20 protein-coding genes are annotated in these 24,341 nt (G+C 67.1%); 9 read left to right on the top strand and 11 right to left on the bottom strand.

The genetic code is table 11. The features are described from left to right. Window positions 1–11: 11 nt before the first annotated feature. Both IPF36_RS07400 and IPF36_RS07395 read left to right on the top strand, forming a co-directional pair. Window positions 12–1,139 (top strand): efflux RND transporter periplasmic adaptor subunit, encoded by a 1,128-nt coding sequence (locus IPF36_RS07400; protein WP_195427661.1) that lies wholly within the window; start codon window positions 12–14, stop codon window positions 1,137–1,139. Continuing rightward, the gene (locus IPF36_RS07395; protein ID WP_243736950.1) at window positions 1,136–4,282 is read left to right on the top strand and encodes an efflux RND transporter permease subunit; all 3,147 of its coding nucleotides are present in this window, start codon (window positions 1,136–1,138) and stop codon (window positions 4,280–4,282) included. Before IPF36_RS07400 ends, IPF36_RS07395 begins: the two co-directional genes overlap by 4 nt. A 125-nt stretch (window positions 4,283–4,407) precedes the next feature. Here IPF36_RS07395 and IPF36_RS07390 read toward each other — a convergent pair whose 3' ends face one another. Next, window positions 4,408–5,775 carry an MFS transporter gene (locus IPF36_RS07390; RefSeq protein ID WP_135705307.1) on the bottom strand — a complete coding sequence of 456 codons (1,368 nt, stop codon included), beginning with the start codon at window positions 5,773–5,775 and terminating at the stop codon, window positions 4,408–4,410. A 336-nt stretch (window positions 5,776–6,111) separates the two neighbouring features. Here IPF36_RS07390 and IPF36_RS07385 point away from each other — a divergent pair, with 336 nt between their 5' ends. The 3 genes from IPF36_RS07385 (at window position 6,112) to IPF36_RS07375 (ending at window position 7,983) form a co-directional block, all read left to right on the top strand. Continuing rightward, complete coding sequence (locus IPF36_RS07385) at window positions 6,112–6,675, top strand: TetR/AcrR family transcriptional regulator (RefSeq protein ID WP_133096218.1); 564 nt, start codon at window positions 6,112–6,114, stop codon at window positions 6,673–6,675. A gap of 27 nt (window positions 6,676–6,702) precedes the next feature. Beyond that, entirely contained in the window at window positions 6,703–7,149 is a 447-nt protein-coding gene (locus IPF36_RS07380) for a helix-turn-helix domain-containing protein (protein ID WP_133096219.1), read from the top strand. A 123-nt stretch (window positions 7,150–7,272) separates the two neighbouring features. Continuing rightward, window positions 7,273–7,983 carry a TetR/AcrR family transcriptional regulator gene (locus IPF36_RS07375; protein WP_133096220.1) on the top strand — a complete coding sequence of 237 codons (711 nt, stop codon included), beginning with the start codon at window positions 7,273–7,275 and terminating at the stop codon, window positions 7,981–7,983. 17 nt (window positions 7,984–8,000) lie between these two features. Here IPF36_RS07375 and IPF36_RS07370 read toward each other — a convergent pair whose 3' ends face one another. The 4 genes from IPF36_RS07370 to IPF36_RS07355 all read right to left on the bottom strand — a co-directional run bounded on the left by IPF36_RS07370 (window position 8,001) and on the right by IPF36_RS07355 (window position 12,331). Beyond that, the gene (locus IPF36_RS07370; RefSeq protein WP_133096221.1) at window positions 8,001–8,867 is read right to left on the bottom strand and encodes a xanthine dehydrogenase family protein subunit M; all 867 of its coding nucleotides are present in this window, start codon (window positions 8,865–8,867) and stop codon (window positions 8,001–8,003) included. Further along, on the bottom strand, window positions 8,864–11,236 hold the full coding sequence (locus tag IPF36_RS07365) for a xanthine dehydrogenase family protein molybdopterin-binding subunit (RefSeq protein WP_135705309.1): 2,373 nt from the start codon (window positions 11,234–11,236) through the stop codon (window positions 8,864–8,866). Before IPF36_RS07365 ends, IPF36_RS07370 begins: the two co-directional genes overlap by 4 nt. Then, window positions 11,233–11,730 carry a (2Fe-2S)-binding protein gene (locus tag IPF36_RS07360; RefSeq protein ID WP_368671121.1) on the bottom strand — a complete coding sequence of 166 codons (498 nt, stop codon included), beginning with the start codon at window positions 11,728–11,730 and terminating at the stop codon, window positions 11,233–11,235. Before IPF36_RS07360 ends, IPF36_RS07365 begins: the two co-directional genes overlap by 4 nt. Before the next feature lie 121 nt (window positions 11,731–11,851). Then, window positions 11,852–12,331, bottom strand: a complete 480-nt coding sequence (locus IPF36_RS07355) for a carbon monoxide dehydrogenase subunit G (RefSeq protein WP_195427660.1) — start codon at window positions 12,329–12,331, stop codon at window positions 11,852–11,854. A 425-nt stretch (window positions 12,332–12,756) separates the two neighbouring features. Here IPF36_RS07355 and IPF36_RS07350 point away from each other — a divergent pair, with 425 nt between their 5' ends. The 4 genes from IPF36_RS07350 (at window position 12,757) to IPF36_RS07335 (ending at window position 17,805) form a co-directional block, all read left to right on the top strand. Then, entirely contained in the window at window positions 12,757–13,941 is a 1,185-nt protein-coding gene (locus IPF36_RS07350; protein ID WP_195427659.1) for an acetyl-CoA C-acyltransferase, read from the top strand. A gap of 28 nt (window positions 13,942–13,969) precedes the next feature. Then, window positions 13,970–14,761, top strand: coding sequence for an enoyl-CoA hydratase/isomerase family protein (locus IPF36_RS07345; protein ID WP_135705312.1), 792 nt, complete (start codon window positions 13,970–13,972; stop codon window positions 14,759–14,761). A gap of 2 nt (window positions 14,762–14,763) precedes the next feature. After that, complete coding sequence (locus IPF36_RS07340) at window positions 14,764–16,701, top strand: acyl-CoA synthetase (protein WP_195427658.1); 1,938 nt, start codon at window positions 14,764–14,766, stop codon at window positions 16,699–16,701. Between the two features lie 102 nt (window positions 16,702–16,803). Continuing rightward, the gene (locus IPF36_RS07335; RefSeq protein ID WP_195427657.1) at window positions 16,804–17,805 is read left to right on the top strand and encodes a tripartite tricarboxylate transporter substrate binding protein; all 1,002 of its coding nucleotides are present in this window, start codon (window positions 16,804–16,806) and stop codon (window positions 17,803–17,805) included. Between the two features lie 48 nt (window positions 17,806–17,853). On the opposite strand, the gene IPF36_RS07330 is transcribed toward IPF36_RS07335, so the two are convergent. From IPF36_RS07330 to IPF36_RS07305, 6 genes are all read right to left on the bottom strand, one after another. Continuing rightward, a complete protein-coding gene (locus tag IPF36_RS07330; protein ID WP_195427656.1) occupies window positions 17,854–18,663 on the bottom strand; it encodes an oxepin-CoA hydrolase, alternative type in 810 nt (269 codons plus the stop codon). Window positions 18,664–18,700: 37 nt separating this feature from the next. After that, on the bottom strand, window positions 18,701–19,639 hold the full coding sequence (locus IPF36_RS07325) for a 2-dehydropantoate 2-reductase (RefSeq protein WP_135705316.1): 939 nt from the start codon (window positions 19,637–19,639) through the stop codon (window positions 18,701–18,703). A 12-nt stretch (window positions 19,640–19,651) separates the two neighbouring features. Next, window positions 19,652–20,110 carry a MaoC family dehydratase gene (locus IPF36_RS07320; protein ID WP_133096231.1) on the bottom strand — a complete coding sequence of 153 codons (459 nt, stop codon included), beginning with the start codon at window positions 20,108–20,110 and terminating at the stop codon, window positions 19,652–19,654. A 42-nt stretch (window positions 20,111–20,152) separates the two neighbouring features. Continuing rightward, window positions 20,153–21,340, bottom strand: a complete 1,188-nt coding sequence (locus IPF36_RS07315) for a thiolase family protein (protein ID WP_195427655.1) — start codon at window positions 21,338–21,340, stop codon at window positions 20,153–20,155. A gap of 240 nt (window positions 21,341–21,580) precedes the next feature. Then, entirely contained in the window at window positions 21,581–23,182 is a 1,602-nt protein-coding gene (locus IPF36_RS07310; protein WP_195427654.1) for a DHA2 family efflux MFS transporter permease subunit, read from the bottom strand. Then, window positions 23,182–24,309 (bottom strand): HlyD family secretion protein, encoded by a 1,128-nt coding sequence (locus IPF36_RS07305; protein ID WP_195427653.1) that lies wholly within the window; start codon window positions 24,307–24,309, stop codon window positions 23,182–23,184. Before IPF36_RS07305 ends, IPF36_RS07310 begins: the two co-directional genes overlap by 1 nt. Between the last annotated feature and the right edge of the window lie 32 nt (window positions 24,310–24,341).

The following is a 24,341-nucleotide window of genomic DNA, read 5'->3' as shown; positions in this document are numbered from 1 at the left end:
GAGAGGACCTTATGCTTCAGCGCCGAATCGCTTCATCCGCCGCCGCGTGCGTGTTGCCACTTGTTCTAGCTGCTTGCGGCGGGCCGCCGGCGCCCGATCCCCGCGTCCAGCCCCCGCTGGTCCGGGTCGGAGTCGTCCAGGACCCGGCCGCCGCGACGCGTTCTTTCACCGGGACCGTTGCCGCGCGGGTCCAGGGCGACCTGGGCTTTCGAGTCTCCGGCAAAGTCCTGGAGCGGCTTGTCGATACGGGTCAGGCCGTCAAGCGCGGCCAGCCGCTGATGCGCATCGACCCGAACGACCTGAAGCTGGCAGCACACGCGCAGCAGGAGACGGTAGTTGCCGCGCGCGCACGGGCCAGGCAAACGGCGGAGGACGAAGCCCGCTATCGCGACCTGGTCGGGACCGGCGCGGTATCGGCCTCGGCCTACGACCAGATCAGGGCCGCGGCGGAATCGGCCAGGGCCCAGCTCAAGGCAGCGGAAGCCCAGGCCGACGTGGCAAGGAATGCCACCGGCTACGCGGTCCTGGCCGCTGACGCCGACGGCGTTGTCGTGGAAACGCTGGCCGATGCCGGGCAGGTCGTCAATGCCGGCCAGGTGGTGGTGCGCGTGGCGCATGCGGGGCGGCGCGAGGCCGTCGTCCACCTCCCGGAAACCCTGCTGCCGCCGGTGGGCTCGGTCGGCGAGGCGACCCTCTACGGCAATGACACGCTGACGGTGCCGGCAAGGCTGCGGCAGCTTTCCAGCGCGGCGGACCGGCAAACCCGCACCTACGAAGCGAGGTACGTGCTCGAAGGCGCGCTGGCCGAGGCCCCGCTCGGAGCGACCGTGATCCTCCGGATCCCGGAAGTCCGCCGCGCTGCGACGCAGGCCGACCTGCAGGTACCGATCGGCGCGATCTTCGATCCGGGCAAGGGCCCGGGCGTGTGGGTGCTGAACGGAAAGTCCAATCGCGTCAGCTGGCGCCCGGTCAAGGTACGCAGCCTGGACGACGATGCCGCGCGCGTGGCGGGCGACCTCCGGGCCGGCGACCGGATCATTGCGCTGGGTGCCCACCTGCTGCGCGAGGGCGAGCAGGTACGGATCGCGGCAATCGGGCCCCGCGCCACGCAGGCTTCGGGCGAGGGAGCGCAGCAATGAGTGGTTTCAACCTTTCTGCGCTCGCGGTGCGCGAGCGATCGGTCACGCTGTTCCTGATCATCCTTGTGTCGGTGGCAGGCGTCATCGCCTTTTTCCAGCTCGGCCGCGCGGAAGATCCCGCCTTCACGGTGAAGACCATGACCGTCATCACGGCGTGGCCGGGAGCGACGGCGCAGGAGATGCAGGACCAGGTGGCCGAACGGCTGGAAAAGCGCATGCAGGAATTGCGCTGGTACGACCGCACGGAGACCTACACGCGGCCCGGCCTGGCGTTCACCACCGTAACGCTGCTCGACAGCACCCCGCCAGCGGAGGTCCAGGAAGAGTTTTACCAGGCGCGCAAGAAAATCCGGGATGAGTCCGCCGCGCTGCCTGCCGGCGTGATCGGCCCGCTCGTCAACGACGAATATTCGGACGTGACCTTCGCGCTGTTCGCATTGAAGGCAAAGGGCGAACCGCAGCGGGCCCTGGTGCGCGACGCCGAAGCCTTGCGCCAGCGCCTGCTGCACGTCGCGGGCGTGAAGAAGGTGAACATCATCGGCGAACAGTCCGAGCGCATCTTCGTCAGCTTTTCCCATGACCGCCTGGCCACGCTGGGCATCTCGCCGCAGGACATCTTCGCGGCGCTGAACAGCCAGAACGCGCTTACCCCCGCCGGGTCGATCGACACCGCGGGTCCGCAGGTCTTCATCCGCCTCGACGGCGCCTTCGACAAGCTGCAGAAGATCCGCGACACGCCGGTGGTGGCGCAGGGCCGCACCCTCAAGCTTTCGGATGTCGCCACGGTGGAACGCGGCTATGAGGACCCGGCGACCTTCCTCGTCCGCAACAACGGCGAACCCGCGCTGCTGCTGGGCGTCGTGATGCGCGACGGCTGGAACGGCCTGGACCTCGGCAAGGCGCTGGATGCGGAAGTGTCGGCGATCAATGAAGCCTTGCCGCTGGGCATGAGCCTGGCCAAGGTGACCGACCAGTCCGTCAACATCAGCGCATCGGTCGACGAGTTCATGGTCAAGTTCTTCGTCGCGCTGCTGGTGGTGCTGGTAGTGTGCTTCGCGAGCATGGGCTGGCGCGTCGGCATCGTCGTGGCGGCCGCCGTGCCGCTGACGCTGGCCGCGGTGTTCGTCGTCATGGCGGCCACGGGCAAGAACTTCGACCGCATTACCCTGGGCGCGCTGATCCTGGCGCTGGGCCTGCTGGTGGACGACGCCATCATCGCGATCGAGATGATGGTGGTCAAGATGGAGGAAGGCTACAGCCGCATTGCCGCCTCCGCCTATGCCTGGAGCCACACCGCCGCGCCGATGCTGTCCGGCACGCTGGTCACGGCGGTGGGCTTCATGCCCAACGGCTTTGCGCGCTCCACGGCCGGCGAATACACCAGCAACATGTTCTGGATCGTGGGCATTGCCCTGGTCGTTTCCTGGATCGTCGCCGTCGCCTTTACGCCCTACCTGGGCGTCAAGCTGCTGCCCGAGATCGGCAAGGCCGAAGGCGGCCACGATGCCATCTATGGCACGCCGAACTACAACCGTTTCCGGCGCCTGCTGGGGCGCGTCATCCGGCGCAAGTGGATCGTGGCCGCGGTGGTGGTGGGCGGCTTCGTAGTGTCGGTGCTGGGCATGGACATCGTGAAGAAGCAGTTCTTCCCGACCTCCGACCGCCCCGAGGTGCTGGTCGAAGTACAGATGCCCTATGGCACCGCGATTGCCCGGACCAGCGCGGCCACGGCCAAGGTGGAAGCCTGGCTCGCCCGCCAGCCGGAGGCGAAGATCGTGACGGCCTACGTGGGCCAGGGCGCGCCCCGCTTCTATCTCGCCATGTCGCCGGAACTGCCGGATCCCTCCTTTGCAAAGCTCGTGGTGCGGACCGACAGCCAGGCCGAACGCGAAGCGCTGAAGGCCCGCCTGCGCCAGGCCATTGCCGACGGGCTGGCCCCCGAGGCGCGCGTGCGCGTCAGCCAGTTGGTATTCGGCCCTTACTCGCCCTTCCCGGTGGCATTCCGCGTCGCAGGGCCGGATCCGGACAAGCTGCGTGCGATTGCGGCGGACGTGCGCCGCGTGATGGAGAACAGTCCGCAGATGAGAACCGTCAATACCGACTGGGGATCGCGTGCGCCGGCCTTGCACTTCACGCTGCAGCAGGATCGCTTGCAGGCCGTAGGCCTGACTTCCAGCGGCGTCGCGCAGCAATTGCAGCTTCTCCTCAACGGCTTGCCGGTCACTGAAGTGCGCGAGGACATCCGCTCGGTGCAGGTGCTGGCGCGCGCCGCGGGAGACATACGCCTGGATCCGGCGAAGATCTCCGGCTTCACGCTGACCGGCGCGGCAGGACAGCGCATTCCGCTGTCCCAGGTTGGCACCGTCGACGTGCGCATGGAAGATCCGATCCTGCGCCGCCGCGACCGTACGCCGACGATCACGGTACGCGGCGATATCGCCGAGGGATTGCAGCCGCCCGATGTGTCCGCGTCGATCCGGCAGCAACTGGAGCCGATCCTCGCAAAGCTGCCGGCAGGCTACCGGATCGAGCAGGCAGGCGCCATCGAGGAATCCGACAAGGCCACCAAGGCGTTGCTGCCGCTGTTCCCCATCATGCTGGCCCTGACCTTGCTGATCATCATCCTGCAGGTGCGTTCGATCTCCGCCATGGTCATGGTGCTTGCCACCAGCCCGCTCGGACTGATCGGCGTCGTGCCGACCTTGCTGCTGTTCCGGCAGCCGTTCGGGATCAACGCCCTGGTGGGGCTGATCGCGCTGTCCGGCATCCTGATGCGCAACACGCTGATCCTGATCGGACAGATCCACCAGAACAAGCAGGCGGGCATGGCGCCGTTCGACGCGGTCGTCGAAGCGACGGTGCAGCGTACCCGTCCGGTGCTTTTGACCGCGCTGGCCGCAATCCTGGCCTTCATTCCGCTGACCCAGTCGGTGTTCTGGGGAACGCTGGCCTACACGCTGATCGGCGGCACCTTTGCCGGCACGGCGCTGACGCTGGTGTTCCTGCCGGCGATGTATGCCATCTGGTACCGGATCAGGGTGCCTGCCGATGCCAGCGAGAGGGATCCCGGCAAGCCTGCGATCGCGCTGCATCGCGCGGATATTGACGACGGTGGCGCGGGCACTCCCGCGAGCACCGCATGACCCGGGCGGCCGCGACCGTCATGGCGCGGCCGCAGGGCCGGGAGCCCGCGCCCGCCGCCCCCGGGCAAGCGGGGCAGGCCCATGTCTGTCATGCCTGGATCAATCCCCGGGGGCCAACAGACGGGTCATGCCTCGTTGGCAACAGCCGCCTGCTGCGATGGCTTCGCGTCCGCCGCCATGCCCTTGGCCGCGACGGCGATGGCCGCGAGCACGGATGGCACGGCCAGGATGCTCAGGATCGCGCTCATGCCCAGGCCCAGCTGCAACAGCGTGCCGCCGGCAACGGCGCCGAGGATGCCGCCAAAGCGCCCGATGCCGAGCATCCAGCCGACGCCGCAGGCGCGGCCCTGCGTTGGATAGAACGAGGCGGCCAGCGCCGGCATCGAAACCAGGCCCGCCCCCATGAACAGCCCGGCGACCGGCGTCAGCATCGTCAGGTATGAGCCACTGCTGGCGTGGCCCATTGCCAGCGTAAACACGCCGGCAAAAAAATAGGCCACACCGATCACGCGGTGCGGATCGATGCGGTCCATCAGCCAGCCACATGCCATGGCGCCCAGCGTGCCACCCAGCGGAAACAGTGCCGCGATCAGCGCCGCCTCGGCCGGGGTCGCGCCGGTTTCGTTGACCAGCGTCGGCATCCAGCTCGTCACCAGGTAGAAGACCAGCACGCCCATGAAATAGGTCGTCCAGAGCATGAAGGTGCCCATCCGGTATTTCTGCGACAGGATCAGCCCGAGCGGCGAGCGCAGCTTGTCGGCGTGGTCATCCGGCAAGGTGAAGCGCGATGCCTGGAATTGCGCGGAACCTGCGATGCGCCGCAACACCGAACCGATGCGCTGCGCCGGCCAGTCGCGCAGCACCATGAACCGGATCGATTCCGGCAACGCCAGCACCATGACGGCAAGGACCAGCGGCACCACGCCGCCAACGACAAAGACGCTGCGCCAGCCGAATTCCGGAATCATCACCGCGGCAAGGAAGCCGCCGCCCGCAGCACCCAGCGTGAACCCGCAAAACATGCTGTTCACCAGGAATGCGCGGCGCCTGGCGGGCGCATATTCGGCCAGCAGTGTCGTCGCGTTGGGAATGGCTGCGCCCAGCCCCATGCCCGTCAGGAAGCGCCAGCCGGACAGCTCGACCGCGGAAGCCGCCGTCGCGGTGGCCAGGCTGAACAGGCCGAAGACCGCCACCGATACGCCCAGCACGGGCTTGCGCCCGAACCGGTCGGCAAAGGGCCCGGCGATCAGCGCGCCAAGCGCAAGCCCAACCAGCGAAGCGCTCAGCACATTGCCCATCGCCAGCTTTGAAACGCCCCACTCCCTGGTCAGCGACGGCGCCACATAGCCGATCGCGGCGGTGTCGAAGCCATCCGCCACCACCACCAGGAAGCAGACGATAAGAATCATCCATTGGTAGGGAGAGAATCTCTGGCTGTCGATGAACGCCTGGACGTCAACCGTCCCCGGCGAGCTGGATTGCTGTGGTTTCATGCGCGTTGTCTCCGTTGTCTGTCATGCAATGATGCTCGTCATATCAAAGGGCGAACGATCGCAGCGGCCATGACGTTCCCCACGCCGTTCGCCGCGAAATTCCTGCATGCCCCCGCTGATGTATCCAGCGTCTACATGCTAGTCAGGCGATGCGGCAGGGTCAAGGACGATCACCCCGCCACGGCGTTGGTGCTATCCCTAGTGAAGGAGGTGGCGTGAGTCCCTCGGCAGCCACATTTCCCGGCGCGGCGGGCAGACTTCGGGAAGCACCCGATGCAATGACGATCGTAATGCTATATATTGCAGAGACTCACCTGCCGTTGCCGTCTCCCGATCATGCGCTACTCGCTCGACCAGAAAGCTGAAACCCACAAGCACATCGTGAAGGCCGCCTCGACGCAATTCCGCAAGCATGGCGTCAACGGCATCGGCGTTGCGCAGCTGATGAAAAGCGCCGGCCTCACGCATGGCGGCTTCTACGCGCACTTCGAATCCAAGGACGCGCTGGTGGCCGAGGCCATCGACGCGGCCTTCGACCAGACCATGGATTTCCTGAAGGATGCGACCTCGGTGGCCTCTTCCCGGCAGCGCAGGCAAGCCGTCGTCCAGGCGTATGTGAACAGGAAGCACCGCGACAACCCCGGAGCGGGCTGCGCCATCGCGGCGCTCGGTGCCGATGTGTCGCGGCTTGACGCGAAGACGCGCAAGCGCTTCGAGGCGCGCGTGACAGCGCTGGTCGATGCCATCGCCGGGAGCGATGACGAAGCTGCGCGCAAGGACGCCATCGTTACGCTGGCGGCCATGGTCGGCGGGATGGTGCTGGCGCGTTCGGTCAGGTCGGAAGCGCTGTCCGGCGAAATCCTGGATGCAGTCCAGGCCGGGCTCCACGCCGGCCTGTAGGCGAGCGCCTACAGCACCCGAGCCGACATGAGCCAAGCCCGCTTCCTCGCGATGCCCTGTCCCGTGGCACATGCATCGGCAGTATTGGGCGAGCGCTGGGTCATCCTGATCCTGCGCGAAGCGTATTACGGGTCGACACGGTTCGAGGAGTTCCAGCGCCGGCTCGGCATCGCTTCCAACATCCTGAGCGCCAGGCTGCAGGCGATGACCGATCATGGCCTGCTGGAGCGCAGGAGGCTCGAGGGCAGCACGCGTTGCGCCTATTTCCTGACCGACAGCGCGCGCGATTTCCTGCCGACGTACCTGAGCCTCAAGGCGTGGGCGGAGCGATGGGTCGCGGAACCCAAGCGGCGCGCCAAGCGCTTCGTCGACAAGCAGACCGGCAGCGAGATCGTGGCGCCGCCGTTGTCGCGCGCCGATGGCTCGCCGATCGTCTTCGATGACATCCAGGTCATCGACGCCCAGGTACGTTAGCGGCCCCTCTGCGGTCCTTTTGCAGCCCGCCCGGTAGCTGGCACGCCTGCGCGCCGCAACAAGCGAACACGCGACGGGTTGGCGCTAATATTGAGGCCTGACGAAACCGCGACCCGCATTTTCATGACCACCACCACCAAGCGCCCGGCCCGCCAGAGCTATCACCATGGCAACCTGCGGGAAGAAATGATCCGTTGCGGCCGCGAGATCCTCGCCAGCCAGGGCGTCCATGGATTGACGCTTCGCTCCGCGGCCAAGCTCGCCGGGGTCTCGCACGGCGCGCCGCGCAACCAGTTTTCCGACAAGGAGGGCCTGCTGGCCGCGATCGCTACAGAAGGGTTCCGGGAGCTGGTCGCGGTGCGGCGCGCCCGCCTGTCGCCCGAGATGGGCGCCGAGGCCCGGCTGCTGACGATCATGGATGGCTACATCGAGTTCGCCGTCAAGCATCCCGCGCTGTTCTACCTGATGTTCGGGCCGCAGATCGAGGATAAGGAGCGGTATCCGGAACTGCTGGAAGCAGGCAGCGCTTCTTACCAGTTGTTGTCGGGAGCCGTCCAGGACTACTTCCGCGAGAACGGTCTTGCCGAGCAGTTCGACGACATGATGGTGCGCTGCGCCTGGTCGGCCATGCATGGCGTCAGCATGTTCTTCAGTGCCAGGCCAACGGGGCCCAGCCCGCGCCCGCGCGTGGCGCTGGCCCAATGGCGGCAGAGCGTGCAGCAGTTCGTGCTGACCGGCCTGCTGGCAGCGGGCCATAAGAAAAAAGCCGCGGCGGCCGACGAGGCCGCCGCAAGCAAACCGAAGGCGAGGTCACGCAGCGCCGCGCAGACGTGACCTCTCCCTCGGGAGACTCAGGTTGTGCCCGGCGCCTTCAGCGCATCGGCAAGCGCGCGCTTCAGCATCACCCGGCCCAGTTGCAGCCGGTATGCCCCATCGGCAAAGTTGTCCTCCAGCGGGGGCACGTTGGCGAACGCGGCTTCGACGATGTCGTCGACCTTGTCCGGCAGGTCCGCGAAGCTGCCTTCCAGCAACGCCCCGGCCTCCCAGGCGCGGAATGCGGTATCGGCAACGCCGGTGATGGCAATCCTCCCCCAGGTATAGCCGTCCTTGCCGATGTTGATCGCAACGGCCGCCGCGGCCACCGCATAGCCCGACGACGGATGGCGGAATTTGCGGTAGCCAACCCGTGCCGGCGCCGGCAATGGCACATGGATGCGCGTCAGGATTTCGTCCGGCGCGACCGCAGTCGCCATGAAGCCGGCAAAGAACTCCGGCGCCGGAATGCGCCGGCTCCCGTGTGCGCCGACGACTTCCATCTCGGCGTCCATGGCAAGCACGACAGCCGGCCAGTCCGCCGACGGATCCGCGTGCACCAGCGCGCCGCCGATGGTGCCGCGGTTCCTGACGGTCGGATCGGCTATCACCGCGGCGGCCAGCGGGAACAACGGCGCCAGCTGCTTCAGTTCCGCGCTCGCCTCGAGTTCGGCGTGCGTCGTGGCGCTGCCGATGGAAATGGTTTCCTCATGGACCGCGATCCCACGCAGCTCGGGCAGTCGGCCGATGTCCACCAGCAGTGCGGGCCGCGCCAGCCTGAGCTTCATCATCGGCAGCAGCGTGTGGCCTCCGGCCAGGATCTTCGCCTCGGGATTCTGGACCAGCAGGGAGAGTGCCTGCTGCACGCTGCCGGCCCTGAGGTATTCGACTTCGTAGGGAATCATGTCGCGCTCCGGCTTTGTTGGATGGCACGCCAGACCTTCGGCGGCGTCAGCGGCATATCGAGATGGGATATGCCGAATGGCTTCAGTGCATCGCAAACCGCCGCCACCACCGCGGGCGGCGCACCGACGCAGCCCGCCTCGCCGATGCCCTTGACGCCGATCGGATTCGACGGCGCCGGCGAGACATGGAAGCCGGTGCGCATGCGGGGGATCTGCTCGATGCGCGGAAAGCCGTAGTCGAGCAGCGAACCGGACAGCAACTGCCCGGCATCGTCGTAGCTGGCTTCCTCATACAGCGCCTGGCCGATACCCTGTGCGATGCCGCCGTGCATCTGGCCGTGGCAAAGCATCGGATTGATCAGGACCCCGACGTCGTCGACCGCCACATAGTCGAGGATCGTCACGACGCCCGTCTCGGCATCGACTTCCACAACCACGGCATGGCAGCCATTCGGCGCTCCCAGGGCGACCGGCTCATAGAAGACGCGTTCATCCAGCCCTGCTTCAAAATCGCGGGGCAGCTTGTGCGCAAGGTATGCCATTCTTGCAACCTGCGAGAACGGGATAACGGTGGGATTGGCTGCGCTCGAGAAACGGCCATCTGCATAGTTCACTTCCTCTTCCGGGACTTCCAGCATGAAGGCGGCGATGCGCCTGGCCCTGGCCAGGATCTTGCCCGCTGCCATGTAGGCGGCACTGCCGCCCACGGGCATCGAGCGTGAGTTGAACGTGCCGTGGCCAGCCAGCACGCGGTCGGTGTCGCCCTGCACGACGTCGATATCTGCCATCGGCAGCTGCAAGGCATCCGCGACGATCTGCGCGAAACTGGTGGCATGGCCGTGGCCCTGCGGCATCGAGCCGCTGAACAGCGTGACCTTGCCATCGGAGTGCACGCGGATATGCGCGCTTTCCCAGCCGCCGCGGTTGAACCCGACCTTTTCCAGCATCGGCGAAATGCCCATGCCGACCAGCTCCAGATAGCAGATCACGCCAATGCCGATATATCTGCCCTGCTCGCGCAGCGCCGCCTGCTGCTCGCGCCAGCGCCGGTAGCCGATCAGCTCGGTTGCCTGGTTCAGGCAGGCTTCGTAATCGCCGGAGTCCCATTTGCCGCGCGCGCCGTCGTGCGGCAGATATGGGAACTGGTCGGGTTGCACCAGGTTGCGGCGCCGCAGTTCGACCGGGTCCAGGTCCAGTTCGCCCGCCACGGCGTCCATCAGCCGCTCGATGATGTATGCGGCTTCCGGCCGGCCGGCGCCGCGGTAGGCGTCGACCGGCGTGGTATTGGTCGTCACCAGGTTCACTTCCACGTCGACCGAGGTAATCCGGTAGTTTCCCGTGATGTAGTTGGCCGTGTTGACGGTAGGGATGCCCGTCGCCATGTTCGACAGGTAGGCGCCGAGGTTGGCGTACGAGCGCAAGCGGATCCCCAGCACCTTGCCGTCGCTGGTGACGGGGGCTTCCACATACTCGGTATGCGCACGGCCATGGGTGGTCGCGACGAAGTTCTCGCTGCGCGTCTCGGTCCAGCTCACCGGGAGCCCGAAATGCCTGGAAGCGAACGCCACCAACACCTCTTCCGCATAGAAGTGCATCTTCGCGCCGAATCCGCCGCCGATATCGGGTGCCACGATCCGGACCCGGTGCTCGGGCCAGCGCAGGGTTTCCGCCAGCCAGCGTCGCGACATGTGCGGGACCTGGGTCGGGACGATAAACGTGAGGCGCTCGTCGGCCGGGTCGAAGTTTGCGCACAGGGCGCGGGGTTCGAGCGGGCTGGGTATCAGCCGCTGGTTGACCAGCCGGATCGATACGACGCGGTCGGCCCGTTTCAATGCGTCCTCGTAGCTGCCGCCCTTGAGCCGGAAAGTGCCGATGTGATTGCCCGGCACGTTATCGTGGAGCTGGGGCGCGGAGTCCGCCAGCGCGGCTTCCGCATCGACGACCGGCGGCAATTCCTCGTAGCTCACCGAGACGAGTTCGGCCGCATCCGCCGCGATTTCCCGGCTCCCGGCAACCACCATCGCCACGGCTTCGCCGACGTACCGCACGCGCTCCGCCGCGAGGGCCGGATGAGGCGGCACCCTGGAATTGCCCACCACCCAGTTCGGCCGGATGTCGCCGACCTTGCCCTCGATATCCGCGTAGGTCAGCACGCCAACCACGCCGGGAAGCGCGCGCGCGGCCGAGGTGTCGATGCCGGTGACGCTGGCGTGGGCATATGGCGACCTGACAAAGGCGGCGTAGACCATGCCAGGGAACCGGTGGTCGTCGGTAAACCTGCCCTGGCCACTCATCAGCCGCTTGTCTTCCCGTCGCGTGACCGACTTGCCGATATACCGGGTCGTGCTGCCGTTCAGTGCTTCGCTCATCTGGAGGCCTCCACTTGCATCACGGCCTGCGCTTCCCGCAGCCTGGTCGCGGCGAGCAGCACCGCATCGACGATGTTCTGGTACCCGGTGCAGCGGCACAGGTTGCCATGCAGCGCCTCCCTGACATCGGCCTCGGCCGGCTCCGGCTGGTGCCCGAGCAGCGCGCGCGCCGCCAGCAGCATTCCCGGCGTGCAGAAACCGCACTGCAAGCCATGCAGTTCGTTGAAGGCCTGCTTGAGGGCCTCCGTCGTGCGCTCATGCTCCATTCCCTCGATCGTGCGCAGTTCGCAGCCGTCGGTTTGCGCGGCCAGCACCGTGCATGACTTCACGGTCGAGCCGTCCAGCAGGACCGTGCAGGCGCCGCATTGCGACGTATCGCAACCGATATGGACGCCGGTCAGGTGCTTCTGGTCCCGCAGCATATGCACCAGCAGCCGCCTTGGCTCGATCTCGGTCACACCGGTCACGCCATTGATGGTGTTTTCAATTTTCACGGTCGCCTCTGTGTCTCCGTTATCACCTTCAGCATCAGTCGACGCGATGCGTATAGTATTACGATCATCATACTAAAGGTCAAAAAATTTTTGGTGCACTACGCTCCATCCGGAAGCTTGCTTAGGAAGACGCTTCAAGGGAGGAGGCACTTCGCTCCATCTCCTGCGTGACCAGTCGCTCAAAGCGGGAAAAGAACTCCGCGAGGAACTTGTTCGCCACGGAACCCACCAGGCGAGATCCGATCTGTGCGAGCTTTCCGCCGATCTGGGCCACGGCCACGTAGTGCAGCGAGGTCCCGCCATCGGCGTCTTCCAGCCGGACATCGGCGCCCAGCTTGCCGTATCCCGCGACGCCACCGCTGCCGTTGCCTTCGATGTGATAGCCGATGCCTTCTTCGTGGCCGGAAAAGCGGACGGTTCCCTTGAAGCGGGCCTTGATCGGCCCGACTGCCGCGACGATGACCGCGTCATAGCTGCCATCCTCCGCTTGCCCGTACTGCTCGCATCCCGGCAGGCACTGCTGCAACGTCGCGGGATCATTCAACCGCTTCCAGACCTCTGCCCTGGAAGCATTGATTACCTGTGTGCCAGTGAATTCCAATATCTGCTCCTTTCGGCTGCTGCGATGCCGTCACCGCATGGCCGGACGCTCAATGTATCCAGCGTCTATATCGTAGGGAGCGCATCGGCCAGCGTCAAGGAACGGGACGCCATTTGCCCCTAGTGCTAACCCCTAGCGCTCCCAATCGGCTGGCGCCGCGATGCCAACGCTTTGACGGGGTGGTAAACCCGAGCTTGCCCAACGACTCCTTGACGCCGTTGCAACGGCAATCCTAGGATGTAGACAGTGGATACACTGAGTGCCCGCGCCTGACCGCACTGGCGCAACCAGGCAAGCGAAGCATCCGGCCTCTCACGCTTCCGATTGCGGTCCGACGCAACCACAGGCGCCCCAATCTATCCACTGTCTATATTCGATCCGGCGGGCCGTCAACGCCCCCTTCCATCCACTCCAAAGGAGAATCCATGTCGCGTGCAGTGATCGTTTCGTTTGCCCGCACCCCGATCGGCAAAGCCACCCGGGGCGCATTCAACATGACCCATGGCGCAACCATGGCGGGCCATGCCATCCAGCATGCCGTCCAGCGCGCGGGAATCGACGGCGCTGAAGTCGAGGACATCATCTTCGGCTGCGGCCAGCCCATCGCCGCAACCGGCGGCAACGTTGCCCGGCAAGGCGGCATCCGCGCCGGCCTGCCGGTCTCCGTCAGCGGCACCACCCTGACCCGCTTCTGCGCCTCCGGCCTGCAGGCGGTCGCGTTTGCCGCGCAGCGCGTGCTGATCGACAAGGTGCCGGTGATGGTGGCGGGCGGCGTCGAATCCATCAGCCTGTCGCAGCCGGTCACGCTGAAGGTCGCCCAGCAGGAGGCGTGGCTGGCGAAGCATCGCCCCGACGTCTACCTGCATATGATCGATACGGCCGAAATCCTGGCCGAGCGCTATGGCATGTCGCGCGAGCGCTCCGACGAGTTCGCCCTGCGCAGCCAGCAGCTCACCGTCGAAGCACAGAAGGCAGGCCGCTACGCCGAGGAAATCGTCCCGCTGGCAACGGTGAAGGCGGTGAAGGACAAGGTGACCGGCGAGACGTCGACGGTGGAATGCCTGCTCGAGGCCGACGAAGGGGTCCGTCCCGACACCACGGTGGCGGGCCTGGGTGCGCTGCCCGCCGTGAAGGGCGAGGGCTACCAGGTGACGGCCGGCAACTCCAGCCAGCTGTCCGATGGCGCCGCCGCGCTGGTGGTGATGTCCGAGCGTGAGGCCGAACGCCGCGGCCTGGAACCGCTCGGCTACTTTGTCAGCCTGGCCACCGCCGGCGTGGAACCGGACGAAATGGGCGTCGGCCCGGTGCGCGCGGTGCCGCGCCTGCTGGAGCGCAACGAGCTTTCCATCGACGACATCGACCTGTGGGAGCTCAACGAAGCCTTTGCCTGCCAGGCGCTGTACTGCATCGACAAGCTCGGCCTGCCGCTGGAGCGCGTCAACGTCAATGGCGGCGCCATCGCCATCGGCCACCCCTATGGCATGACCGGCGCGCGCCAGACCGGCCACATCCTGCTCGAAGGCCGCCGCCGCAAGGCCAAATATGGCGTGGTGACCATGTGCGCCGCCGGCGGCATGGGCGCAGCCGGCCTGTTCGAGTTCATCCACTAAGCACCCCATAGCGATAACGGAGACACCGATGACCGATATCACCGAGTACGACACCGTCTTCATCGACCGCGACGGCCCCTGCGCCGTCGTCACCATGAACCGGCTGGAGAAGTACAACGCGCTGAACACGGGACTGCGCAGCGACCTTTACGCGGCGCTGTCGTCGCTGATGGCGGACCGGACGGTCCGCGGCATCGTCCTCTGGGGCGGCACCAAGGCCTTCGTGGCGGGCGGCGACATTCCCGAAATGCTCGCGCGCCGCCCGATCGAAGCCTTCGTGCCGACCAGCGGCGCGCCCGACCTGTGGGCGCTGATCCATCACAGCACCATCCCCGTGATCGCGGCCATCGCCGGACCGTGCTTTGGCGGCGGCCTGGAGCTCGCGATGGCGTGCGACCTGCGCGTCGCCGCAGACAATGCCCTGATGGGCCAGACCGAGACCAACGTCGGCCTGATCCCGGGACGCGGGGGCACGCAGCGGCTGACCCGGCTGGTCGGCGCGACACGCGCCAAGGAAATGATCTTTACCGGCGAAATCATCAAGCCCGACGAGGCCTACCGCATCGGCCTGGTCAACAAGGTGGTGCCCGCGGACGAACTGCTGGCGGAAGCCAAAGCCTACGTGCACCGCATTGCCGAGAAGTCGCCGCACTCGATCGCGATGGCCAAGCTGATGATCAACAACGGCCAGGACGCCACGCTGGATACCGCGCTGATGCTGGAACAGCTGGCCTTTGCCACGCTGTTCAGCACCGAAGACATGCATGAAGGCGGCGAAGCATTCCTCAACAAGCGCCGTCCGGTCTATCGCGGAGTCTGATCATGACGCAGCTCACTACACGCGTGCAGGCAGCCGCCAACCTGGTGCAGCCAGACCCCTACCGGCCGAGGCTGACGGTGACGGCGCTTGCCGATATCCGCCGCTTCGAGCAGACACCGCTGGCCGAGCGCCGCCTGCCCGACAGCACCTATGAGTTGCTGCGGCTGGCGCGCGACCGCGCGCCGGAGGCGCCCGCCCTGCACTACTTCACCTCCGGCGACGAACTGGCGAAGTCGGTCACCATCACCCATGCGCAGATGTTCGGGCGCATCACGCAGACCGCCAACCTGCTGCACTCGCTCGGCCTCGGCGCCGGTGACGTGATCGGGGTGCTGATGCCGGTAACGCCGGAATCGCAGTACGCGATCTGGGGCAGCGAGGCCACCGGCATCGCCTGCCCGGTCAACTGGATGCTCGAGCCCGAGATCATCGCGGCGCTGCTGCGCAACGCCGGCGCCAAGGCGGTGATCGCCTACGGTCCCGACCCGGATATCGAAGCCTGGAACAAGGCCATGCTGGTGCGCCGCGAATTGCCCGGCGTGCAGCACTGGATCAAGGCGGGCGGCGGCAAGGCGAGCGAGCCGGGCATCGTCGACCTGGACGCCGCGCTCGAGCGCTTCGACGGCGACTCGCTCGACAGCCAGCGCGTGTTCTCCCCGGCGGACACCGCTTCGATGTTCCATACCGGCGGCACCACCGGCACGCCCAAGCTGGCGCTGCACACGCATGGCAATGAAGTGGCGATGGCGTGGATCAGCGCGATGCAGATCGACGTGCAGCCCGAGGATGTCCGCGTCTGCGGCGTGCCGATGTTCCACGTCACCGGCGTGCTGACCAATTGCCTGATGCCGCTGGCCCGCGGCGCCTCGGTGGTGATGCTGACGTCCAGCGGCTGGCGCGATCCCTCTGTCATCCGCAACCTCTGGCAGATCGTCGAACACTTCGGCGTCACCGCGCTCGGCATGGTGCCGAGCGTGGTCAACATGGCGCTGAATATCCCGGTCGGCGACGCCGACATCAGCTCGCTCAAGGCGGCCAGCTGCGGCACCGCGCCGTTGTCGGTGGCCGTTGCCGAAGCCTTCGAACGACTGACCGGCGCGCTGATCTTCGAGGGCTACGGCCTGACCGAAGGGACCGCGCTCAGCGCCACCAACCCGCGCTATGGCCAGCGCCGCATCGGCTCCATCGGCCTGCCGATGGCCTACCAGGAGATGAAGGTCGTCAAGGTGGCGGACGGGCGCATCCAGCGCGACTGCGCGCCGGGGGAACCCGGCATCGTGGTGGTGCGCGGTCCCAACATCTTCGCGGGCTACCTGAATCCCGAGCAGAACAAGGGCATCTGGTTCGACGGCGGCTGGTTCAATACCGGCGACCTGGGTTATGCGGATGAGGACGGCTACTTCTGGCTGACGGGGCGGGCCAAGGACCTGATTATCCGCGGGGGCAACAATATCGACCCGCGCATGATCGAAGAGGCGCTGTATCGCCATCCCGAGGTCTTCGATGCCGCCGCGGTCGGCCTGCCTGACGCACACGCCGGGGAGCTGCCGGTGGCGTATGTCGCGCTCAAGCCGGGCAGCACCTACCCGCTCGGCCGGATCAAGCACTACGCTTATGAGGTGATCCCGGAACGCGCCGCCGTGCCCAAGCAGTTCTACCTGGTCGATGCCATTCCCAAGACCGCGGTCGGCAAGATCCAGAAGAATGCGCTGCGCAGCGACGCCGTGCTGCGGGCGCAACGGCAGATGCTTGCCGAGGTCAATGCGCAGTCGCCCGTGCCGCTTGTCGATATCCGCATCGACGACCGGGGCGATCAGGGGCTGCTGTCCACGCTGGTGCTGCCGTCCGCGCTGAGCGCCGAAGAGCGGGAGGCCGCGGTCGCGAGCATCGACAAGGCCTTCACGACGCTGACGATCAAGTACGCGGTGGTCTACGAATAGTCCGCAGTCCGCCCGGCAGCTCTCACCAGAAGCAGTGCCTGCCGGCAGCCGCCCCATCGCGGGATGCGCTGCCGGCCAGCACAATCCATAGAGGAGACAACCATGACTATCCAGCTATCGCGCCGGCGCCTGCTGCAAACGGCCTGCGGCGCCGTGCCGGCCATGCTCGCGCCATCCTGGCTGCGCGCCGAAGGAACCTATCCGGGCAAGCCCGTTGTGATCAAGGTAGCATTTCCCGCCGGCGGTCCGGCCGATGAGTCGATCCGCGCGGCAGCCGTCGTGATGAAGCGAAGCCTTGGACAGAACGTCATTGCCGACAACCTGCCGGGGGCGAGCGGCTCGATCTGTGCCATGAACGTGCTGCGCGCCGCCAACGACGGCTACACCCTGCTGGGAACGACCGGCATCGACTTCCTGGTCGCGCCGCTGACCATCGCATCGGCCAGGTATGCGCCGGAGAAGTTCAAGCTGGCGGGCTTCAGCGGGATTTCCGACTTCATCCTGGTGTCGAATCCCACGTTGTCGTTCAGAAACGTCGACGAGGTCATCGCCTACGCGAAGAACCCGAAGAACCGCCCGTTGTCGCTGGCGCACTGGGGCCCAGGCTCGGCACCCCACCTGGTCGGCGCCGACTTCCAGGCCCGTACCGGCGTGCGCTTCCTGGAAGTCCCGTACAAGGGCGCGGCGCCGGTCACCAGCGATATCGCGGGTGCGCAGGTAGACCTGACCTTCATTCCGATGGGCGGCCCGACCTACGGCATGATCAAGTCCGGCCGCTTCCGGCCGATCGGCGTCGCCAGCAAGGCACGGCATCCGTCGCTGCCCGATGTGCCGGCGCTGTCGGAAACCAGGGAACTTGCCGACTTCGAGTACAGCCAGTGGGCAGGGGTGCTGGCGCCGCCGGACACCCCGGACCCCGTGGCGGCACGGCTGGTGGAAGCCATGAATGCCTGGGTGGGCAGCCCGGAAAACCGCACCCGGCGCTCCGTCAACCTGCAGCGCGCGATCGAGCCGATGACGATGGCGCAGGCACAAGCCTTCCTGAGCACCGAACACGCCAAGCTGACCCGTATCGCCAGGAGCCTGAAGCTCGCCGGCCAGTAGGTCGGACAGTAATGCCCGGCGGCAATGCCGGGCAGCCGTGCGCCGCGGCTATGCCGGATCGCCGCGGCGCAAGCGGGCAAAGTCCACGGGACGCTTCTCCAGGAAGGCGGCGATGCCCTCCGCGGCTTCTGCGCCGCCCTGGGCCACGGCCATCGATACCCGTTCCGCTTCGAGCTGGTCATCGAGCGTGCGTTCGTGCGCATGCCGGCACAGCGCCTTGATCGAAGCCAGCGCCTGCTGCGGGCCCTGGGCAAGCCGCGCCGCCAGCGCGATCGCCGCCGCGCCGGCCTGCCCCGCCTCCACCAGCTGGTTGACCACGCCGAACTGCTGCAACTGCTCGGCCGTGATCCGGTCGCCGCTCAACGCGAGCTGCGTCAGCACCTGCCGCGACAGGCTCTGCGCCAGCAGGCCCGTGATGCCGCCATCGGGTGTCAGCCCCACTTTTACATAGGCAATCGAGAAGGCCGCGCCGGCGGATGCCACCAGCAGGTCGCAGGCCAGTGCCAGCGAGAAGCCCGCGCCCGCCGCGCCGCCCTCCACCGCTGCGACGATCGGCTTGGGAAAGTCGCGCAGCTTGCATACGACGTCGTGCAGGTGCCCCAGCTTCTCGATGCGCTCGCCGTAAGTCAGTTCGCGCCGCTTGCTGATCAATGTCAGGTCGCCGCCCGCACAGAAGTAGTCGCCGGCGCCGGTCAGCACGATAGCGCCGATCGCCGGATCGTCCGCGGCGGCGGCCAGAGCGGCGCGGATGTTGTCATAAAGATCCGCCGCGATGGCGTTGCGCTTGCCCGGGTTGTTGATGGTGAGCACGCGCACGCTGCCTTCGGTGCGTTGCAACAGGGAGGAAAAATTCGTCATGTCGTGATTCTTGATGGCTTGAGTGGGCGGACGCGGTTCAGGCAGTAGCCTGGCTGGCAGCGCGCTGGCGCTCGTAGACCTGCAGGTGGCAATAGGCCGTGCGGCTCAACGGCAGCTCGTTCCCGTGGGCGGCGGCGCGCCGGATCAGGTCGCCGACGATGGCGTCGGCTTCGATGCGTGGCGCGCCCTGCGCAATGTCCCGCATCATCGACGCGGCCCAGGTCGAGGTTTCGTCCAGCAGCCGTGACTGCATGGCGGCCGCAACGGGTTCGGGAATGGCATGGCCGCACAGTCGCGCCACCGTGCGGCATTCGGCCATTGCATCGAGCATCAGCCGGCGGCCATCCTGCGTCTTCATGATGTCCGCCACCGAGCCGCGCATCAGGCATGTCATCACTGCCCCGGCGGCGATCATGGCCCATTTGTTCCAGAGTTCCTGCCCGATGGCGCCCGATATTTCACGCGTGCCCGCCGCTCGCGACAGCAGCGCGTGGAATTCCGCGGCAATTGCCGACGCCTGCGCGGCACGCGACCCGATCACGAGCCGGTCCATGCGGCCGGCGTGCATGACGGTTCCGTCCGCCGCCAGCGTGGTCGCAATGTAGGCGACCCCACCCAGCACGCGTTCCCTGCCAAAGCACTGGTCGAGCGAGTCATAGGCGCCGAGCCCGTTGAGCAAGGGCAGCACCGCGGTGTCCCGGCCCACGGCGGGACTGACCGCCCGGATCGCGTCGGCCAGGTCGTAGGTCTTGCATGCCAGCAGGATGAGGTCGTACTGCGCGTCTACCTGGCCCGCCAGCGCGGTCCTGACCGGGCGATGGAAGTCGCCGAGTTCGCTGCGTATGGCAAGGCCGTGGCGTTCCAGCGCCTGTGCGCGGCCGGGCCGCACCAGGAAGGTGACGTCCGCGCCCGCCTCGATCAGCCGCGCGCCGTAGTAGCCGCCCATGGCGCCGGCGCCGAGTACCAGTATCTTCATGGTGCCTCCCGACTACGCCGTGCCGCCGGGACGGCACTGCACCACCAGGTTGACGACGCCGGCCTGCACCGCTTCGTCATGCTGGTTGAAGGTCGTGATGCGCACCTTGACGATGCCCTGGTCAGGACGCGATTTGGACGTCCGCACCTCCAGGATCTCGCTCTCGACACGCAGTGCATCGCCGGGCCGCACCGGCCTGGGCCAGCGCAGCTCCTCGAAGCCCGCGCCGATGATGCCGCCCGCGGGCCGGAGCTCGCCGTCGACCAGCAGGCGCATGGTCAGCGCCGCCGTGTGCCAGCCGCTCGCGGCCAGGCCGCGGAACAGCGTGTCGCGGGCAGCGGCTTCATCGAGGTGGAACGGCTGCGGGTCGAACTCGGCAGCGAAGGACTTGATCCGCTCGGGCTCGACGGTCAGCCGCCCCGAACCATATTTCTGGCCTGGCGCCAGATCCTCGATAAATTGGATGTTCATGGTTTGCTCCTCCAGGTGTTGATTGCGACGGCAACCGACGGATCAGGCCAGGGCCTCGAGCGCCAGCGCGATTCCTTGTCCTCCGCCGATGCACAGCGTGACGATGCCGCGCCGGATGCCGTCCGCGCGCATCGCATGCAGCAGGCGCGTCGTCAGCACCGCGCCGGTCGCGCCGATCGGGTGGCCGTGGGCGATCGCGCCGCCGTCGACATTGATAATGTCGTGGGGCAAGCCCAGTTCCGCCGCCACGGCCAGCGGCACGGCGGCAAAGGCTTCGTTGATCTCGATGCGCTCGATGTCGCCCAGCGCCCAGCCGGCGCGCTGCAACGCCTGCCGCACCGCCGGGACGGGACCCAGGCCGAACATGCCGGGCTCGACGGCGCCGACCCCGTAGGCCGCCAGCCGGCCAAGCGGCTCCAGCCCGCGGGCTTCGGCCAGCGAACGCTCCGCCACGATCATGGCCGCGGCGCCGCTGTTGAGCCCGGGAGCATTGCCGGCGGTGATGGTGCCGTCGGGGCGGAACGCCGGCTTGAGCCGGCCGAGCGCCTCCAGCGTGGTATCGGGCCGGTTGGCTTCATCCACCTCGAAAGACGTCGTACCGCCCTTGCCCTTGACCGCCACGCCGGCGATCTGGCCGGCGAACCGGCCGTTCGCCTGTGCCCGCGCGAAATTGCGCTGCGAACGTTCGGCCCAGCGATCCTGCGCCTCGCGGCTGAGCTCATAGCGGGCGGCAAGGTCCTCGGTATGCCATCCGGAATGCTCGCCCGAGAAGGCGTCGTGCAGTCCGTCGTACAGCATGCTGTCACGCAGCACGGCATCGCCCATGCGCTGGCCCCAGCGGCCGGACGTCATCAGGTAAGGCGCGCGGTCCATGTTCTCCATGCCGCCGGCGACGGCGATGTCGACATAGCCGAGGCGCACCTCGTCGGCGGCCGTGGCGATCGCCTGCGCGCCCGAGCCGCAGACGCGGTTCACGGTCATCGCCGGAACCGACACCGGCAGCCCCGCGCCGATGGCGGCCTGCCGTGCCGGATTCATCCGGTTGCCGGCCTGGATCACATTGCCGAACACCACGCTGCCGACCTCGCCCGGATCGATACCCGCGCGTTCCACGCTGGCCCGGATCGCCGCGGCGCCGAGTTCGGTTGCCGCAATGGACTTCAATGAGCCGTTGTAGGCGCCAATGGCGGTCCGCACCGGCTGACACAGCACGACATCTCTTGCATGCATTGCTTTCTCCCTGCCAAAAAACCAATGATCAATCGGTCACACGCGCTTCAGTCGTGGCGCCCTGCGGCAAACGCCCGGCGGCCGGCTCCTGAAGGTTGCAATACGTATTGCCTGCCCGCGAACAGGCCACGCCGGTGTCACGCGGGCGCTCATTGCCAGCGTAAGCCAACGTCGCCCCGCCCGCGATCAGCGCGGCACACAGCACTCGTCTGAACAGAACGGCTTTCATCGCTGCCCCCATCAATGCGCATCCGCCGACGGGCCCTTCGGCGCCCCGACCTTGCGCATCAGCGGCACCATCGCCGTGGCGATGACGAAGCAGACCAGGATCACCAGGAACGCATCGCCGAAGGTCTGCGTCTGGGCCTCGCGCCAGGCCAGCCCCCACAGTTGCCTGAGCGCGGCGGTATGCGCATCGAGGGCATCGTGCCCGGCCGCCACGAACTGGTCGGTGAGCCCTTGCAGCACGCTTCCCATGGCTTCATTGCGGATATTCAGGTGCTCCGCCTCGCGCAGGAAATGCATGTTGCCGCGGTCGTTGAGCACGGTTGCGCACGCCGCGATGCCAATGGCGCCGCCCAGGTTGCGCATCAGGTTGAACAGGCCGGAGGCCAGCTTGAGCCGCTCCGGCGGCAGGCTGCCCAGCGTCAGGGTCACGGTGGGCGCCACGGCAAATTGCTGTGCCATGCCGCGCAGCGCCTGCGGCAGCAGTAGCTGCGCGGCGCCCCAGTCGTGGGTGATGGGCGCAAAGAACCACATCGATACCGCGAACATCGCCAGCCCGGCCATCATCAGCCAGCGCAGGTCGACGCGGTTGGCGAGGAAGGCATAGAACGGGATCGAAGCCATCTGGAACACGCCGGTGGAGAACACCGCCAGCCCGATGTCCAGCGCGCTGAAGCCGCGCACCCGCCCCAGGAACAGCGGCGTCAGGTAGATGGTGGCAAAGATGCCGATGCCGGTAACGAAGGAAAAGAAGCAGCCAAGTGCGAAGTTGCGATCCTTGAGCGCCCGCAGGTCGACGATCGGGTTGGCGTAGATCAGCGTGCGCCAGATGAAGGCCACGCCCGACACGCCGGCGATCCACGCCGTCGTCAGGATCACGTCATCGTCGAACCAGTCCCAGCGCGGGCCTTCCTCCAGCGTGTATTCCAGGCAGCCCAGGAACAGCGCCATCATCACGATGCCAAGGTAATCGGCTCCGCGCACCAGCGACCAGTTCGGCCGGTCGACCTTGACCAGCAGCGGCACCGCGATGGTGACGAAGATGCCCGGCACCAGGTTGATGAAGAACAGCCAGTGCCACGAGAAATGATCGGTGATCCAGCCGCCCACCGTGGGCCCGAGCGTGGGCGCCAGCGAAGCCAGCCCGCCGACGGTGGCCGCGGCGATCACGCGCTGCGGGCCGGTGAAGAACGCGAAAGCCGTGGTGAACACCATCGGGATCATCGAGCCGCCCAGGAACCCCTGCAACGCGCGGAACACGATCATGCTGTGGATATCCCACGCCACCCCGCACAGCAGGCTGGTCACGGTGAAGCCGGCCGCCGAGGCGGCGAACAGCCAGCGCGTCGACATCACGCGCGACAGCCAGCCGGACAGCGGAATGACGATGATCTCGGCGATCAGGTAGCTGGTCTGCACCCATACCGTTTCATCGGCGCCGGCCGACAACGCGCCGCCGATATCGCGCAGCGACGCGGAAACGATCTGGATGTCCAGCAAGGCGATAAACATGCCCACGCACATGGTGCCGAAGGCGAAGACCTTGGCGCCGGTGGACATCGCGTCCGGCGTCGTCGCCACGGCGGCCGCAGGGGTGGTCACGCTGGCCGTCGTCATCACTGCACCCGCGGGGTGGTCTGCGTGGCGGGATTGGCGGGATTGGTATCGACCTGCGCGATGACCGACAGGCCCGGGCGCAAGACCCCCAGCCGGGCGTCCTGGTCGTCGAGGCGGATCCGCACCGGTACGCGCTGGACGATCTTGGTGAAGTTGCCCGTAGCGTTCTCCGCCGGCAGCACGCTGAACTGCGCTCCGGTGGCGGGCGCCAGGCTCGCGACCCGGCCATGGAAGACGCGTCCGGGCAGGATATCGGCCTCCACTTCGACCGGCATGCCAGGGCGCATATGGGCCAGCTGCCCTTCCTTGAAGTTCGCGTCCACCCACAGCCCGTTGGCCGGAACGATGGAAAGCAGCTGGCTGCCCGCACCGGCAAAGGCACCGACACGTGCGCGGCGGTTGCCGACGGTGCCGTCCACCGGGGCGCGCAGCTCCGTATAGCTGAGATTGAGCCTGGCGATATCGCGCTCGGCGCTCGCCTGCGCCAGCGCGGCCTCGGCCTGCTGCTTCTGCGTGCCGATGACCTCAAGCTGGCGCTGGGCCGCCAGCAGCGCAGCGCGCGCCTTGTCGCCATTGGCCTGCGCCTGCTTGTAGTCGGAGTCGGCTTTCTGCGAGCTCTGGATCGAGACGGCTGCCTTGGCCACCAGGCTGGCGTAGCGGACCTGGTCGTCGTGCGCCCGCACCGTGTCGGCATTGGCCGCCGTGATGCCCGCCCTGGCCTGCGCGATCACCGCCTCCTGCAGCCGCGCGGTGGCATCCAGGTTGGCCAGCAGCGCCTTCTGTGCTGCCACGGCGCCTTCGGCCCTGGCCAGCGCCGCGCGATAGTCGCGGTCGTCGATGCGCACCAGCACGTCGCCGGCGTGGACCGACTGGTTGTCGGTCACCGCGACTTCGGCAATATAGCCCCCGACCTTGGCACCGATCACCGTGACATCGCCGCCGACGTAGGCATCGTCGGTGCTCTGCAGGTAACGGCCCGACGTCCACCAGTGGTGGCCATAGCCGATGGCCGCCAGACCCGCGACAACCAGCGCGCCGGCCGCCAGCAGGCGCTTGGGACTGGCTTTGGATTTCGGCTCGGGAACGGGTTCGGCACCCGCCCGGTCAGTCAGCGTATTGCTACTCATGGCACTTCCTTTCTGCTCTCTGCTCGTTGCTG

The organism is Cupriavidus sp. IK-TO18, assembly GCF_015549295.1.
GTDB classification, from domain to species: Bacteria; Pseudomonadota; Gammaproteobacteria; order Burkholderiales; family Burkholderiaceae; genus Cupriavidus; species Cupriavidus oxalaticus_A.
The sequence above is the reverse complement of the archived record's forward strand: the minus strand, read 5'-3'. Positions and strand labels throughout refer to the sequence as shown.